The following is a 15,906-nucleotide window of genomic DNA, read 5'->3' as shown; positions in this document are numbered from 1 at the left end:
GACCCCGAGGCCATGCGCGCCCGCATGGTCAAGGAGTACAAGACCGAGCTGATGCACCCGTACTACGCGGCGGAACGCGGCCTGGTCGACGACGTGATCAACCCGTCCGAGACCCGCGAGGTCCTGATCGCGAGCCTGGCCATGCTGGCGAACAAGCACGCGGACCGCCCGTCCCGCAAGCACGGCAACCCCCCGCAGTAGCCCCGCCCCCGCCCCCGCCCCTATCACCGGGAGGTCACATGCAACCCACAGCAGAGGTGGACGCCCAGATAGACATCCGCATAGAAAAGGGCACCCCCACCGAGGCAGAACTGGCAGCCCTGACGGTCCTCCTCCTCTCCCGAGCGACCCCGCACCCGTCCCACCCCACCGACAAGCCCCCCATGACGGCCTGGCGCAAGGACAACTACCTGGCCCCGCACAGCTGGCAGGGCTGACACGGATCACTGACGGACGGAGGGCCGGCCCCCATCGGGGCGCGGCCCTCCCCCCGGCCCGCTCCAGGGGTCACCGTGCCGGCGGCTCGCACCCCCGCACTCGGCCCACAGCAGCTTTCCGCCTCCCCCGTTCGGGAACGAGTACGCGCCCCAGTCGTCCGCGTAGGCCCGCACGAGGAACAGCCCCCGCCCGCCCTCCGCACACGCGTCGGCGCGGGGCCCGCCCCGCTCGAACCCGGCGGGAATCTCCGGGTCTCCGTCCCAGACCGCCACGCGGACCCGCCCCGGGTCGCAGACGCCGGGACCGAGCCGCAGGGCGTACGGGCCGGTGGTGTGCAGCTGCGCGTTGGTCAGCAGCTCCGACACCAACAGCTCGGCATCGTCGACGAGTTCGCCCCTGCCGTGCGCTTCCAGTACCAGGCGGAGCAGCGCACGGGCGATGCCCGGACCGCGAGGATCATGCGGGAGCTGAAGCGTGTACGTGCCCGCGAAGAGGCCGGGGTCCGCCGGAAGCGGCGATACGGTGGTCATGGAAGTGTCCCTTCGAGTCCGCGAGTTGGGGAGTCGGCCGAGTGGTGCGTGTCAGCCGTTGCCCAGTGACCGAGCCGCTCCGTCGAGCGGGATGCTTCTGGGCGGGGCGCCTGCCTTGAAGGTAGCGGAGTGGCGATAAACTCTTATCGGGAACGACGAAAAGCTCTCATCTATCACCCTCGCGGGTGACCGCATCGCCGAGGAGGCACCGAGTCAGTGCGGAGCAACCCGACAGGGCGACAGCTACGCCTCGGTTCCGAGCTGCGCAAACTGCGTGAGCGCGCCGGCCTGACCTCCACGCAGGCCAGTCAACTGCTCGGCGTGAGGCAGAACCAGGTCAGCAACACCGAATCGGGACGCATGGGCGTCAGTCCCGACCGCGTACGCGCCCTGGCCGGCCACTACGACTGCGAGGACCCCGCGCTGGCGGACGCGTTGGTGAGCATGGCCGGCGAGCGCGTACGCGGCTGGTGGGAGGAGTACCGCGCCATACTGCCCGCCGCGCTGCTCGACCTGGCCGAGGTGGAGCACCATGCCCTGCGTATGCGCACGGCCATCACGGTGCACATCCCCGGTCTTCTGCAGACCGCTGAGCATGCCCGCGAGATCTTCCGCCAGGACGTTCCCGCCATCACGCCACCGGAGATCGAGCATCGCGTCTCGTTCCGCATCAAGCGGCAGGCGGTCCTGTTCCGGGACGAGCCGACCCCGTACCACGCGATCATCCACGAGGCGGCGCTGCGGATGCAGTGGGGAGGACCGGCCGTCGCCAAGGGGCAGCTCCACCATCTGCTCGACATGAGCGAACGGCCCGGAGTCGTGCTCCAGGTAGTGCCTTTCAGTGCTGGCTTCTTCGCCGGATCGGGCCAGTCGATCTTCTACTCGTACGGCCCCGTGCCAAGCCTCGACACGGTGCACCTGGACCAGTCACACGGCCCGGTCTTCCTGGACGCGGAAGCGCAGCTGGCCAAGTACCGCGTCCTGATCGACCGCATGGAGGCCATCGCTCTCCCCGTGCCGGCCTCACGGGACTTCGTCCACGACATCGCCGAAAGCCTGTGAGGGGACCCGAATGACCACGCCCACTTGGCAGAAGTCGTCCTACTGCGCGCAGGGAGACTCCTGTGTCCATGTAGCCATATCCGCTGAAGCCGACCGCATCCTCCTGACCGAGTCCGCCGCCCCCCGAGAATCCATACTCACCGCCACCCCCGACGCATTCGCGGCCCTGCTCTCCTACACGAGGCAGAACCCCAACGACCACGGCTGACCGCCTGGCCGCCTCGGCGCACCCCGCGCAGCCCTGATCACACGGCCACTGCGAGGAAGTCCCGCGCCCCACGGCGCGTCGCCCGCCGGCCGTGAGACGGACCCGCATGCCGCGGCCGGGCCGGCGGAGTGCCCGGAATGCAGGAATCCCCCCATGCCTTCCAGTCGTAAAGCGCCGACCGAAAAGCTGACGGGCCCTCATAAACGCCCTAGGCGCGGCCCTTCGCAGCGATTGCGGCGCATGGCCAACGCATTGTGTCCGGTCCCATGGGTGGCGATCACGGAGTGGCCGGTGTTACATGGTGTGAATGTTGCGGACTGAAGCTTCAGTGGGACAACAGCGCCCCGGCTGAGGCGGACCGACATAATCCGGCCGCCGAGGGCGGCCGGACGGCTATAGCTTTTCAACGGTGCTCCGTTTCCGCTGCGGAGCCCGTCGGCATGATGACCATGACGACCGGGGGAAGTCACGTGAGTCAACCGGGCATAACTGTGCCATCAGCGCGGACGTACGAAACGGGGGACGGCGGCCTGACCACGCGCCCGGGGGTGTGGCCGGGTCAGTCGCCAGCACTGAAGTTCGGCCTGCTCGGACCGGTGGCCGTCTGGAGTTTCGACCCGAAACGCGACCAGGCCGTCGAGCGGCTGCTCTCGGAGCACAAGGCCCGGGGCGCACTCGCCGCTCTGCTGCTCCGGGCCAATCTGTTCGTGACCCAGACGCAGTTGAGGAATCTGCTGTGGGACACCCCGCCCGAGTCCGCGCGGCCGAATATCCGGTCCTACGTCGCCCGCGTGCGCAAAGCGCTCGACTTCGCCGATCCGGGGGCGGTGCGGCTGTCGACGGTCAAGTGCGGGGGACCCTCGGACGGCGGCTCCTACCGCCTGCGCGTGGACCCCATGGAACTGGACGCCGACGTCTTCGTACGCCTGGTGCGGCACGCGGGTGAGGAGACCAGGGCCGGCGCGCTGACCAACGCCGTGGCGACACTGCGGCACGCTCTGGGCCTGTGGCGGGGCGACGCGGGCCACACGGATCTCGCGGTCGCGGACGCCCTGCGAAGGCAGCTCGACGCGCTCAACGCGCTCCGGCTGGTGGCGCAGGAGGACCTGCTGTCGCTCCAGTTCCGCCTCGGGGAGCACCGGCACCTGATTCCGGAGATCCGGTCCCTGCTCGCCGAGCACCCGATGAGGGAAGGGCTCTGGGCCCTTCTGATGCGCGCGTACTACCGAACGGGTGACATCGGCTCGGCCCTGAACGCCTACCAGGAGTGCTGGTGGCTGCTCGACCACCACCTCGGGGTGCGGCCGGGCGCCGTGCTGCAACAGCTGCACAAGGCCGTCCTGCACCGCGACGACGATTCCGTCTGACATTCGAATCCGTCTGACATTCGGACGGCCTTCTTCGCCCGGTATTCACGTCACGCGAACCCGGTGATCCGCGGCGCGCGCTTTCCATTTCCGAGCAATGCATGCGCATTCCCTGCCCAGTTACTCATTCGCAGACAATGCGTTCGCCATGCCCGGCCGTGCAAGGATGCTTTTCGGCAGCCCACCCCGGGTTGCCGGACTGAAGGGGAGGAATTCACATGACCGCACCGACCCCGAATATCGAAGAACTCATCGATCAGATCAAGGCCGACGAAGCGAACTCGGCGACCACGGTCGACTCCATCGACACGTCGTTCAGCGAGCTGGCCGGGGTCTCCTCCGAGGAGCTCCAGAAGTTCCTGGAGGAGCAGGTGGGGATGAACCCGGACGAGGGTGTCCAGGGCACCTTCGTCTCCGTCGTCGTCACGCCTGCGACTCACTGCTGATACCAGCGGACATGATGGAAAGTACAGGGGCACTTGAGCTTCTGCGCGCCCGGGCGCTGGGGTTTTTCACCCCGCGCCCGGGTCGGCGCCCCGCGCCGCGTCAGGCCGGAAACCTCGTCGAGGAGTTCCGGCCCGACCACACGGCGCTGGCCATGCTGGGACTCACCGAGGACCGGGTGGTCCGGGTGGAGCGGTGCGCCTCGCGGCGGGTCGTTCTCATGGTGGAGCTCGCCGACGGATCGGCCTGCCTCGTGAAGTTCCCCGACACCGACACCGAACTGGACAACGACTACGAGCGCGTCGTGCTGGGCATGCTCGCGGACCTGGAGCTGACGCCGCGGGCCAGGCAGGCGGTGCCCCGGCTGGTCGCCGCCGGCGGCGGTACGCGCGCGATCGCCCTGGACGTGATCAAGGACTGCGACAGCCTGCGCGAACTGACGCAGCGCGACCCGGAAGTCGACGTCCGCCACCTGGTGAACCTGGCCGCCGCCCTGGTGGACCTGCACCAGGCTCCGGTCCAGGACGCCTACCGCAGGTTCCCGGAGTGGCTGCTCCACCCCCCGGTGCCCATGACCACCCGGCTGACGCCCTACGAGTACGCCCACGGAGCGGGGCTCGACTTCGACATCTACCTGCGGGTCATGCAGGAGCTGGAAGGGCACTTCCGGGAGCTCCACGCACAGTGGCGGCCGGACACGATCGTCCACTACGACCTCAGGGACGACAACATCCTGTTCCCCCGCGACCCCGGCGCGGACTGCGTGGTGCGGCTGATCGACTGGGAGCTGGCCGGCTTCGGCGACCCGTGCTACGACGTCGGCTACCTGGTGGGCCAGTTCCTGGTCGAATCGGTCCGCAGGCACGGTGACGCCGAGGCCCTGGACACCGCGCGGCGCAACGCCCGCACCTTCCTGAGCGCCTACCGCTCGCTCTCGGGGATCACCGGGGACATGGAACTGCGCGTCCTGCGGTACGCCGGGGTCTCCCTGCTGCTCCAGGCCGCGATGCGCCTGCAACAACTCGGCATGCTCACCCAGGTCGGCCACCTGTGCCTGCTGTACGGCAAGCGGCTCATCGCCGACCCGACACTGAAGGTGATCATGAAATGACGGAGTACCTCGACGTCGTCCGACGGATCGCCGACGAGGTGGTCATCCTCGACGAACGCACGTTCCGGCACCCCCGGTTCGGCAGGCTCACCCCGCCGAGGGACATGGAGGCGAGGCCCGACTATCCGGTGGTCTCCTACCTCTCCCGCCTGATCTACCTGACCTACTACGCGGGAGACGACGCCGCCGCCCGTCTGCTGGTCGGCGGCGGCCGGGCGGTCGCGGCCCTGGTGGACCACGAGGACTACGCGTTCACCGAGCTTCTCCACGCGGCGAACACCGGCACCGGCTACCGCGTGCCGGGGTGGCGTGTCCGCGAGGCCGGGGACGGTGGCTGGCTGGTCGAGAAGGACGGCATCTCGGTGCTCGCGGCTCCCGGGGAACTGGTGCACGACGATCCGGTCGAGGTCGGCGCCATGGTCTCGGTGGTCCTTCCGCCGTGCCGGCGCTACGCGGTGCTCGGCTGGTACATGGCCGTGGGGGACGAGGGGCCGCCGCACAAGTCCGACGACTCCACGATGGTCCGGGTCTACTTCACGCCGGCCGGGCCGGAGGCGGCCCCGGACGTCATGCGGGTCGTGACGACGGCGGTGAACGACCGGCGGATTCCCTTCAGCTTCAAGATGGCCAACGACCCGACCGCCTACGTGCGGCGCGACGCCGGGGTGCTGTACCTGCGGGAGTCCGACTGGCTCGCACACCAGGCCATGGTGCCGCAGATGCACGCCCAGCTCGCGGACCGGCTCCGCGACGACCGGCCGTGCTTCGTCAAACCGCTGCTGCCCGGCATCTCCTTCGCCGTGGAACCGCAGCTCCGCGGACGCACGGTGAGCTTCGGGGAGAGTCGCTGCGCCCTCGTGGCGGAAGGTCTCGTCGAGGCCCACGCCCGCGGGGTCACCGACCTCGACGGCCGGGTCGAGGCGGTCGCCGACCGGTTCCGCCGGGAAGGTCTGTCGGTCGAACGGCCCTACGAGGCACCCCGGCCCTTGCTCGGGGTCCCGCGGTGACGGCCGGGACCGCGACGGCGGCCACCGCACGGTCGATGGACGGCCCGTTCGTGGCGCGCCGCTGCGTGAGATCCGGGTCCGGATACCGGTGGTTCGAGCAGGCGGTCGCGCCGGGCGACTACCTGGACGCCACTCGGCTGCGGCGGCTGGCCGGCCTGGTCCCCGCCTCCGGCGGGGCGGTGGCGGCGCTGCCCGGACTGGTCCGGCCCGACCTGGCGGCCTGGCCCGTGATGCCCACGCCCGCCCTGCTGTGCGACGACCTGTTCGGCGCCCCCGCCCGTGCGGGCGCCGACCGCTGGGCGAGCGCGTGCGAGGACCTCGGCGCCTTCCTCGGCCGCGTGCACCGCGTACCCGCCGCCGAGGCGGAGTTCCTGCCCGTCCGCGGCCACGCGGCCTGGCTGCCCCCGGGCGCCGCCCGCACGGACCGGGTGGATGCCGCGCGGGCCGGTCTGGCCGGGTTCGGCGACGGGGTGCTCGCCTCGGCCGCCGCCTCGGCAGGCGCACCGCCGCGCCCGGACAGCCTGGTGCACGGCCGGTTCTCCTCGGGTCTGGTGGTGCCGCTGGCCCGCCCCGTGGTGCAGGGCTGGCGGGAGGCCGGGGTGGGCGATCCCGACCGGGACATCGCCTTCTTCCTCGCCGAACTCGTCGAGTCGGCCGCCGTGGGCACCGGTGGCGGCCGGTTCCCGGTGCTCGTCCGCGCCTTCCTCACCGGCTACGCCGGCGCCGGTGACGGCCCCGGACCGGACCGGCTCCCGGCCCAGGTCGCGGACCGGCTCCCCGCTCTGGTCGCGGACCGGCTGCTGGAGCACTACGCGCAGGCCGCCGTCCGGACCGGCTCGGCGGACCGGCTCGAACAGGTGGTGGCCGGGGTCACCGCGCGGTGGCGGGAACTGGTGGACCTCATCGAGGACGGAGGCCGATGAGCGAGGCGCGAGAGGACCTCAGCGGGGTCCGGCTCATGGTGTTCGGCTCCTGCTCCGTCGCGGTGCTGGGCCTGCCGCACATCCTGCTGTGGCTCAAGGACCGGCTGCGGCTGCGGCACATCCGGGTCGTCCTGACCCCGATGGCCACCCGGCTGGTCACCGTCGACTCGATCAAGCGGGTCGCCGGGTGCGAGGTCTACGTCGACTGGGACGACCTGCCCGCGGGGGCCCGTTCACATGTGTCCCTGGCGGACTGGGCCCAGGTCGCCCTCGTGCTGCCCGCCACCGCCGGCCTCGTCGGCAAGCTGGCCCACGGCATCGCGGACAACCTCGCGACGTCGACGCTCATGGCGCTGCCCTGCCCGGTGATCGTGGTCCCGTCGACCAACGCCACCACCTGGGCGAAACCGGTCGTACGCCGCAACGTCCAGCAGCTGCGCGAGGACGGGTTCACCGTCGTGGAACCCCAAGAGGGCCTGGCGGTCGCGGGCGAGACGACGGAACCGGGCTCCATGGGGGACTACCGGCCCGCTCTGCTGCAAGCGCTGGTGCGTGCCGCGCAGGGCCCACCGCAGGACCGATCAGGCAACAACGCGAAGGAATATGGGGGATTGACGTGACCGTAGGTGCCACTACCGTGCTCCGTCGTGCTCCCGAACTCCTCGTCGAGGTGGACAGCGCCCATCAGGTGCGCGTCCACCACGATCGGCGGATCTTCGAGTTCGGGCACCACGCGATGTCACTGCTCGACGTGTTCTACGAACCCCGCACACTGGCCGAGGGGGTCCAGCGACTGCGGCCGAGGCTCACCGGCCACCGCGCCGTCGAGGAACTCATCGGCACGCTGACCTCGATGGTGAACGCGGGCGTCCTGACCACGGAGGCCCCGGAGGGCTACACCGACCTGATGTTTCCCATCGGGGGGTACGGCCTGGCCTACCTGAACATCGCCATCCTGGAGGACCCGCTGCGCAAGGGGCTCTTCATCAAGGCGATCGAGGAGACCGTCACCCCGGACGACGTCGTCCTCGACCTCGGCACCGGCTCCGGCATCCTCGCGCTCGCCGCCGCCCGCGCCGGCGCCCGGCACGTCTACGCCCTCGAACCCGCCCGCTCCGGTGACCTGGCCGCCAAGGTCATCGCGCACAACGGCTACGCCGACAAGGTGACGATGATCCGCGGTTGGTCGACGACGACGGAACTGCCGGAGCGGGCCTCCGTGCTCACCACCGACATCGTCGGCAACGACTGCCTCGACATGGTGATCTGGGAGAACCTCCAGGACGCCCGCCGGCGCCTCCTGACGCCGGATGCCCGGCTCATCCCCGAGTCCTTCGAGAGCTACGTCTACCTCGCGTGCATGCCGGAGGACATGCGGGCGCGCCACCGGGTCCTGCCCGAGCACATCGAACGCTGGCAGGACAGGTTCGGGATGGACTTCTCCCCGATGCTGGAGGAGGACAACAAGCGGGTCGCGGGATTCTACGAGCGGCCGGAGAAGGTGCGGCACTGGAAGCGGATGTCCGAGCCCGTACCGCTGTACGACCTCGACCTGCACACCGACGTCCGGAAGTTCAGCGACACCGTGACCGTGCCCGTGTCCCGGTCCGGGGTGGTGAACGCCGCCATCGTCTTCTTCAAGGGCCGGATCGGCCCCACCACCTACCTGTCCACCGCACCGTGGGACGGCAGCGACCGCAGCCACTGGTTCACCGCGGGATGGGCCTTCGCGCACGGGCGCACGGTGAAACCCGGAGACCGACTCACACTGACCTACCACTACGAGGGCGACGGCCGCGCCGGCGTCGTGCTGGACGGGGAGGAGACGCGGTGAAGCTTCGTACCAGCGCACCCAAGGCGAACGGCGTCGGCGTGCACCGGGAGGTGACGAGCGCGCAGACCTACGCCCGGGTCAAGCCGCACCTGCTGCGCGCGGGCATCACACGGGTCGCCGACATCACCGGCCTGGACCGGATCGGCATCCCCGTGTACAACGCCATCTCGCCGCGCTCCAACGACATCATCTCGGTCTACAACGGCAAGGGCCTGACCGCGGCCGACGCCAGGACCTCGGCGGTGATGGAGGGCATCGAGCGGTTCTCCGCCTGGCTGCCGAGGCGCCCCGACGCGATCGCCTCGTACGACGAGCTGATCGCACAGGGCAGGTCGGTGATGCACCCCGGCGAGTACGTCTTCGAGCTGGCCCCGTACTACACCGACGACCTGCCGATCTCGTGGACCCTCGGGTACGACCTGCTCAACGAGGAGGAGGTGCTCGTCCCGCAGGACGGCGCCTGCTACTCACCCAAGTTCCACGAGGCGCCCTGCTACAAGATCACCACCACCAACGGCCTGGCCTCGGGCAACACGCTCGAAGAGGCGATCTGCCACGCGCTGTGCGAGGTGATCGAGAGGGACGCGATCACCATCAGCGAGGTGCTCAGCAGCCAGCTCTGCCAGGTGCTGGAGAAGGGGCTGTCCTCGGTGCCCGCGCAGTCCCGTGAGATCACCGGCTTCCTGCGGGAACTCAACCCGCACGTCCTGGTCGGCTCGCTGCCGGAATCGGCCCAGTCCCTCATCGCCAAGATCCACGCCGCTCGCCTGGAGATGCGGGTGATCCAGCTCAACAGCGACCTCGGCATCCCGAGCTTCATGGCCGCCACGGCCGAGGACATGGGCCCCACGGTGTCGCAGGGGCACGGCGGGTTCGGCACCCACCCGGACGCCGAGGTGGCGATCATCCGCGCCATCACCGAATGCGCGCAGGGCCGGGTGGTCGACATCCAGGCGATGCGGGAGGACATCTCCCTGCCGGGCACCGACGTGCCGAAGCACATGTACCACGTGCGCCGCTCGTCGACCTTCGACAAGGGCGCCTGGATCTGGAATCCGATGGACAAGGTGCTCGATGCCGCGGACCTCACCACGTACCGGCACGACGACGTGATGGACGACGTCCGCCTGATGCTGTCCCGGTTGCGCCGTGCCGGGATCAAGCGGGCGATCGTGGTCGACTTCTCGCCGCCCCACATCCCCGTCAGCGTCGTGCGGGTGATGGTTCCCGGCCTTGAGTCGTGGGCGGTGGACCACTGCAAGCTGGGCGACCGCGCGAGGGCGGCCTGGAAGCAGGCCGTGCAGGACATCTCGGCGCGGCACCGTGCCCTCGCCACGACGAACGCGGGATGAGGAGACCACCGATGGACGCTGTTGTGTACCTGGGGCCGAGCCTCCCCCTCGCGGCCGCCGCCGAGGAACTGGACGCGGAGTACCTGCCTCCGATCGCCCGGGGAGACCTGGCGGAACTGCTGAGGAGGCCCGAACCGCCGAAGGCCGTCGGCATCGTCGACGGCAAGTTCCTCTCGACGCTGTGCGTCTCGCCGAAGGAAGTGCTCGAAGTCGTCGACCGGGGCGTCAAGGTCTTCGGCTCCTCCAGCATGGGCGCGCTGCGGGCGGCCGAGTGCCACCACTGGGGCATGGTCGGCGTCGGCAGGATCTTCGAGGCGTACCGCTCGGAAGAGGTGGACGCCGACGACGAGGTCGCCATCGCCTTCGACGAGGAGACCGGGGCGCCCATCTCCGAGCCGCTGGTCAACCTGCGCTTCGCCGTCGCCGCCGCACGGGAGTCCGCCGTCGTGGGCCCGGCGACCGCCGAGGCGTTCCTGCGCGCGGCGACGGGCCTCTACTTCCCGCAGCGGACCGCACGTGCGGCCCTGCACGCCATCCGGGGTGCCGTGCCCGACGCCGAGCACGACGCCCTGGCCCGCTACTTCGCCACCACCGCGCCCGACACCAAGGCCGATGACGCCCGGTTGCTGCTCCGTGCCGTGCGGGAGTACCTCACGGGCAGCGGGCAGCAGACCGTCGAGCGAGCCGTGGGGGTGCACCGTGGCGGAGTCGCCCTGCCCGCTTAGCCCGGAGCAGCTCAGCTTCTTCCACCGGCAGGGCTATCTGATGCCCGTCGACGTGCTGACGCCGCCCGAGGTCGCACGGGCCGTGGCCGCCTACCGGACCTACCGCACGGTGACCGGCCGGGCAGGCGGCCTGCTGAAGCGCCGGTGGAACTATCCCAAGATCCACTTGGTCGCGCGCTGGGCGGACGGACTCGTCCACCACCCCCGGCTGCTGGACCTCGCGTCCGGCCTCGTCGGCCCGGACCTCCTGGTCTGGTCGACGAACCTGTTCGTCCGCCAGGGGCACAGCAGCAGCAGACTGGCCTGGCACCAGGACGCGCCGTACTTCGGCTGGGAGGGGGCCGAGGGGAACGCGGTGCGCGTCTGGATCGCGCTGACCCGGACCAGCCGGGACAACGGCACGATGCTGTACTGCCGCCGGTCGCACAGGGCCGGGCTCCTCCGGCACGACTTCACCGACCGCACCCTCGCGGGCCTCATGCAAGGGGAGCGGGCGGACTACGACGTATCCGAGGACGACGTGGTCGCGGTGGAGATCGAGGCGGGCCAGGCGTCGCTCCACCAGCCGATGACGGTGCACAGCAGCGGCCCGAGCACCTCGGCCGAGGAGCGGATCTGCTTCGCGGTGGACTACCTGGCGCCGTCGGTCCGCCCGGTGCACGGGCCGGACAGCGCGCTGCTCGTCCGGGGCGAGGACCGGTACCACCACTTCCTGCCGGAGAGGCGCCCGGAAGCGGACTTCGCCCCGGACGCCCTCCGCTCCTTCCGGGAGGCGGTCCTCATGCGCGATCAGCGGTTGGCCACGGTCATGCGGGCGGTTCACGAGGAACGGGCGGCCGAGCGTGTCAGCGGCGGCTGAGCGGCTGGGGGACCTGCACCGCGGCCCCGTCGCGTTCCACTGGCGGGGCACCGGCATCACACCGCCATGGCCCCAGGAGCGGGACGGCCCCGCCGGCCGCCTGGCCCTGGACGAGTGGTTCCCGCCGGTGATCAACCAGGGAATGGTGCCGCTGTGCACGTCGGCCGTGGTCACGGCGCTCGCCGCCTACTTCGCGCGGCGGGCCCGGCAGGCGGAGGTCAACCCGTCGGTGCTGTTCAACTACCGGATGGCACGCCGTCTGATGGGGCAGCCCGACCGGCGTGGCGCGCACATCGACTCCAGCATCGCCGCCTGGCGGCGGTTCGGACTGCCGGACGAGGCGTCATGGCCGTGGACCGCCGCGACCGTGGACACCGATCCGGCCACGACCCTGAGTCCGGCGGCGCACTGCGCCTCGGACGTGGTCTCCTGGCGCATCCGCAAGGAGGAACTCACTCCGGAGCGGTACGTCGGCACGCTGCGGGCGGCGATGCGTGCGGGGCTCCCGGTGGCGTGCGAGTTCCCGCTGTACACCTCGCAGTTCGCCTCCTTCCCGACCGGCGCCCTACCGCTGCCCGGGGAGGGGGAGCGCTCGCTGGGCATGCACATCACCCTGCTGGTGGGCTTCGACGACACCGGACGTCACTTCCGGGTCCGCAACAGCTGGGGCGAGGAGTGGGGCGAGCGGGGTTACGGCGCGCTGCCCTACGCCTATTTCGAACGGAATCTGGCGGGGGACAGCTGGCTGGTCGTGGAGCGGGACTGGATCGTATCGGCCGACGAGGACACGGACGGCGAGCAGCGGACGTAGCGGACCGTCATCCGCGCGACGGTGGGGAACACATGGGATCTGATCAACCGCGATGGGAAGCGTCGCCCGGCCTCAAGGGCGGCAGATGGATACGCGCCCTCAAATGGGTGGCGCTGACCGTGATCGCCGTCCAATTGGCCTTGGTGGCGACCGGAGTACTCGACCTGGGTGACGCCGTGCTCATCGCGATCGGGGCCGAGATCCTGACCGGAGTGCTGGCGCTCGGTCTCGCCGTGACCGCCCGGGTGGTCTACCGGCGGCTGCGCCGAAGCGGTGTGCCCCGGTGGGACGCGTTCCTGGAGGCGGCGGGCACGGTGCTGCCCCGCCCCATGCTCACGCTGATCCGCCACGAGTTGGGCGGAGTCACGTCGATCGCCCTGCTCGTGCGCGGACGCAAGGACGTTCCGGCGGACGCCACCGTGATCCGCTACGGGGCGAACCAGAAGATGCTCATTCTGGTGGTGATGTTCATGGAGCCCTTGGAGATCTTCCTCGTGGAGCTGCTGGTGCCCTGGCCCTGGCTGCGCACCGCGCTCCTCGTCGTCTCGGTCTACGGCGTCCTGTGGCTGTTCGGCTTCTACGCGGGCGTGCACACCCGCCCCCACTACATCGACGGCGAACGCCTGGTGATCCGCACCGGCCACCTGGCAGCGGTCTCCGTCGACGCCGGAGCCGTGCGGTCCGTACGGCGCGAGACCCACGACTCCCACCAGGGGGAGAGGGCCAAGGGGATGGTGTCCGTCAAGGACGGCGTCGTGGCCGTGACGGGAATGAGCGGCACCGTGCTGGCGGTGGCCCTGGAACCGGATACCCCGGTCCGGGTGCAGGGCCGCGGGACGGTGCTCGCCCATGCCGTCCGGTTCGACGCGGACGAACTGGAACCGGCCGTCCGCGCCATCAGGGAGCGGACGGAAGCCCGACCGCTGTGACGCGCAAGCCGACGCCGACCGCTCGACGGCGGGGACGTCGCATACCGCCCAGGAGAACACATGCGCCCGGTCCTGATCTACCCACCGCTGACCGACCCGACCTGCGGTTACCACTCGCTGTGCTACCTGGACTCGTACGCCCGGGCGCACGGGCAGGCCGCGGCCACCGTCATCGACGCCAACATCGAGGCGTTCCACCACTCGTACACCGGCCTGTCCCCCGACTGGCTGGCCCAGCAGGCGTCGGCGGCCTCGCCGTTCGACGACCGGATGTCGCCCACGGCGGTCGCCGCGATGCGGCTGCGGGTGGGGCAGGTGTCACCCGAGCAGACCGCCGAGGCCGTCCGGGTGCTCCAGGACTCCGAGCGGTTCTACGACTACACGCAGTACCAGCACGCGGTGGAGACCGTCACCGGCTGGATGAACACCCTCGGTTCGGCAGGGCTGCCCGGGCAGTTCCACAACGGCTTCGAGTTCCAGCCCTACGACAGGTTCAACGTCTCCTCGGTCCGGGACCTCACGGACGAGGCGATGCTCGCCCGGCTGGGCAACGCGTTCACCCCGTACTACTCCGACGTCCTGGTGCCCCGTCTGGTCGCCGGCCGCCACGATGTCATCGGCATCAACATCACCTTCGTCTCCCAACTGCCGTTCGCGTTGTGGCTGGCGCGGCTCGTCCGCGGGGCACTGCCCGACGCGTTCCTCGTGGCGGGCGGCACCGAGGTCGCCGACGTCAACAAGTACGCGGTGGACAAGAGCAGCGTGTTCCAGATCTTCGACGTGTTCGACGCGCTCGTGGTGGGTGAGGGCGAGAGCGCGTACGTGGAGATCCTCGACTCCCTCGACGCGGGCCGCCTGCCGAGCGGCCACCCCAACATCCGCCTGCACCCGAGGCACGGGGCCGGCAGGGCACTGCCGGTGTTCACCTACGAACGGCTCGCCGCTCTCCCGACCCCGGACTACTCGACGCTGCCGTGGGACGCGTACCTGAGTCCCGAGCCGTTCGTGTACTACTCCCCCACCCGGGGCTGTTACTGGAACAAGTGCACGTTCTGCGACTACGGTCTCAACGGGGACAGCCCGACCAGCCCGTGGCGGCAGGACCCGGTCGACAAGATGGTCGGCGACGTCGCGGAGATATCCAGGTTCGCCAGGTTCATCTACTTCTCGGTGGACGTACTGGCACCGGCGACCATCCTGAAATTCGCGGAGCGGGTGATCGAGTCCGGTCTGGACTTCCGGTGGGGAGCGGAGATCCGCCTGGAGAAGTACTGGTCGGCCGAGCGGTGCCGTACCTTGCGGCGCAGTGGCTGCGTCTCGGTCTCGGTGGGCTTCGAGTCCGCGAACCAGCGCATCCTCGATCTGATCGACAAGGGCACCACGCTCGCCCAGGTGACCCGGACGATCGACGCCATGACGCAGGCGGGGATCGGAGTGCAGATGATGGGGTTCACCGGCTTCCCCACGGAGACCGCGGCCGAGGCCATGGAGTCCGTCGACTTCCTGCGGGAGCACCGCGACAAGTGGACGTTCGGCGGTCTGGGCACGTTCATGCTCACCGCCGGGGCGATCGTGGCCAAGCGGCCCGAACAGTTCGGACTGCGGGGGGTGATGCCGTACCCCGACCACGACATCGCCCGTGCGCTGGACTACGAGGAGGTCGGCGGCGGGCCTGACGAACGCGAGCTGGCCGCGGTGGAGGAGGCCAAGGCCGCCCTGACGGGCAACCACCTCGGACGCCCGTGGGTGGGCGGCACCGACTGCGCGCACACGTACTTCTACCAGGAGCGGTACGGCGCGGACATCATGCGGGTCGTGGGCCCGGACCAGCCGGATCGCACGGCGCGCTACGTCATCAACGGCACGGTGATCCGCCGCCCTGAGCCCGAGGTGGTGCGGGAGTACACGTACTACTACTGGACCGGCCGCGGCGACGCCGGCCAACCGGGCCGGTTCGCCTTCCGGCGGGTCGACGGCCGGCTGTACTTCGTCCCGGACGGCCTGGTGGCCCTCCTCCGGTTGTTCACCGCGCCGCGCGCCCTGCCGGACGCGGAACGCGCCGTCCCCGCGGTGCCGCCCCCCGTCGCCCAGCAGGCCTGGGACTTCCTCATCAGCCGCCGCCTGCTCCGCGCCGAGCCGACGCCCGAGAGCACGCCCCGGCCCTCCACACCGTCCGCCCTCCATCAGCCGCCGGCCGACCCCGCACAACAAGCCGCCCCACCCGCCACCACCACGGACCGGGCCGCCGCCGGGTATCCGCTCAGACGTTGAAGCGGAACGTCGACGACTCAGCAGCCAGCTGCAAA

At 70.4% G+C, this 15,906-nt stretch carries 18 protein-coding genes; 17 read left to right on the top strand and 1 reads right to left on the bottom strand.

Translation table 11 applies throughout. From position 1 onward, the window contains the following. Both AB0I16_RS26265 and AB0I16_RS26260 read left to right on the top strand, forming a co-directional pair. Nucleotides 1-201: carboxyl transferase domain-containing protein (locus tag AB0I16_RS26265; RefSeq protein WP_363252025.1), on the top strand; the 201-nt coding region annotated here is incomplete at its 5' end. Nucleotides 202-239: 38 nt separating this feature from the next. Next, nucleotides 240-437: an acyl-CoA carboxylase subunit epsilon gene (locus tag AB0I16_RS26260; protein WP_363252024.1), complete on the top strand. Its 198-nt coding sequence runs from the start codon at nt 240-242 to the stop codon at nt 435-437. Between the two features lie 6 nt (nt 438-443). On the opposite strand, the gene AB0I16_RS26255 is transcribed toward AB0I16_RS26260, so the two are convergent. Then, entirely contained in the window at nt 444-968 is a 525-nt protein-coding gene (locus AB0I16_RS26255; protein ID WP_363252023.1) for an ATP-binding protein, read from the bottom strand. Between the two features lie 216 nt (nt 969-1,184). Here AB0I16_RS26255 and AB0I16_RS26250 point away from each other — a divergent pair, with 216 nt between their 5' ends. From AB0I16_RS26250 to AB0I16_RS26180, 15 genes are all read left to right on the top strand, one after another. Further along, nucleotides 1,185-2,030 (top strand): helix-turn-helix transcriptional regulator, encoded by an 846-nt coding sequence (locus AB0I16_RS26250; protein WP_363252022.1) that lies wholly within the window; start codon nt 1,185-1,187, stop codon nt 2,028-2,030. A 10-nt stretch (nt 2,031-2,040) separates the two neighbouring features. Beyond that, nucleotides 2,041-2,238, top strand: a complete 198-nt coding sequence (locus AB0I16_RS26245; protein WP_363252021.1) for a DUF397 domain-containing protein — start codon at nt 2,041-2,043, stop codon at nt 2,236-2,238. Nucleotides 2,239-2,834: 596 nt separating this feature from the next. Beyond that, nucleotides 2,835-3,605 carry a BTAD domain-containing putative transcriptional regulator gene (locus tag AB0I16_RS26240; RefSeq protein WP_363252020.1) on the top strand — a complete coding sequence of 257 codons (771 nt, stop codon included), beginning with the start codon at nt 2,835-2,837 and terminating at the stop codon, nt 3,603-3,605. Nucleotides 3,606-3,823: 218 nt separating this feature from the next. Further along, a complete protein-coding gene (gene tvaA / locus AB0I16_RS26235; protein ID WP_363252019.1) occupies nt 3,824-4,051 on the top strand; it encodes a thioviridamide family RiPP peptide in 228 nt (75 codons plus the stop codon). Nucleotides 4,052-4,062: 11 nt separating this feature from the next. Beyond that, nucleotides 4,063-5,160, top strand: coding sequence for an aminoglycoside phosphotransferase family protein (locus AB0I16_RS26230; protein WP_363252018.1), 1,098 nt, complete (start codon nt 4,063-4,065; stop codon nt 5,158-5,160). Continuing rightward, complete coding sequence (locus AB0I16_RS26225) at nt 5,157-6,167, top strand: T3SS effector HopA1 family protein (protein WP_363252017.1); 1,011 nt, start codon at nt 5,157-5,159, stop codon at nt 6,165-6,167. The genes AB0I16_RS26230 and AB0I16_RS26225 overlap by 4 nt, the downstream gene beginning before the upstream one ends. Further along, a complete protein-coding gene (locus AB0I16_RS26220) occupies nt 6,164-7,090 on the top strand; it encodes a hypothetical protein (RefSeq protein WP_363252016.1) in 927 nt (308 codons plus the stop codon). Before AB0I16_RS26225 ends, AB0I16_RS26220 begins: the two co-directional genes overlap by 4 nt. Continuing rightward, a complete protein-coding gene (locus AB0I16_RS26215; protein ID WP_363252015.1) occupies nt 7,087-7,710 on the top strand; it encodes a flavoprotein in 624 nt (207 codons plus the stop codon). Before AB0I16_RS26220 ends, AB0I16_RS26215 begins: the two co-directional genes overlap by 4 nt. Nucleotides 7,711-7,727: 17 nt before the next feature. Beyond that, nucleotides 7,728-8,924, top strand: a complete 1,197-nt coding sequence (locus AB0I16_RS26210; protein ID WP_363252014.1) for a 50S ribosomal protein L11 methyltransferase — start codon at nt 7,728-7,730, stop codon at nt 8,922-8,924. Next, nucleotides 8,921-10,276: a YcaO-like family protein gene (locus tag AB0I16_RS26205; RefSeq protein WP_363252013.1), complete on the top strand. Its 1,356-nt coding sequence runs from the start codon at nt 8,921-8,923 to the stop codon at nt 10,274-10,276. Before AB0I16_RS26210 ends, AB0I16_RS26205 begins: the two co-directional genes overlap by 4 nt. An 11-nt stretch (nt 10,277-10,287) precedes the next feature. Further along, a complete protein-coding gene (locus AB0I16_RS26200; protein WP_363252012.1) occupies nt 10,288-11,001 on the top strand; it encodes a TfuA-like protein in 714 nt (237 codons plus the stop codon). Continuing rightward, nucleotides 10,976-11,860 (top strand): phytanoyl-CoA dioxygenase family protein, encoded by an 885-nt coding sequence (locus tag AB0I16_RS26195; protein WP_363252011.1) that lies wholly within the window; start codon nt 10,976-10,978, stop codon nt 11,858-11,860. The genes AB0I16_RS26200 and AB0I16_RS26195 overlap by 26 nt, the downstream gene beginning before the upstream one ends. Further along, the gene (locus tag AB0I16_RS26190) at nt 11,844-12,671 is read left to right on the top strand and encodes a C1 family peptidase (protein WP_363252010.1); all 828 of its coding nucleotides are present in this window, start codon (nt 11,844-11,846) and stop codon (nt 12,669-12,671) included. Before AB0I16_RS26195 ends, AB0I16_RS26190 begins: the two co-directional genes overlap by 17 nt. A 32-nt stretch (nt 12,672-12,703) precedes the next feature. Then, complete coding sequence (locus AB0I16_RS26185; RefSeq protein WP_363252009.1) at nt 12,704-13,600, top strand: hypothetical protein; 897 nt, start codon at nt 12,704-12,706, stop codon at nt 13,598-13,600. Nucleotides 13,601-13,660: 60 nt separating this feature from the next. After that, on the top strand, nt 13,661-15,871 hold the full coding sequence (locus AB0I16_RS26180; protein WP_363252008.1) for a radical SAM protein: 2,211 nt from the start codon (nt 13,661-13,663) through the stop codon (nt 15,869-15,871). Nucleotides 15,872-15,906 lie beyond the last annotated feature (35 nt).

Origin of the sequence: Streptomyces sp. NPDC050703, assembly GCF_040654435.1 — a bacterium.
Classification (GTDB): Bacteria; Actinomycetota; Actinomycetes; order Streptomycetales; family Streptomycetaceae; genus Streptomyces.
The sequence above is the reverse complement of the archived record's forward strand: the minus strand, read 5'-3'. Positions and strand labels throughout refer to the sequence as shown.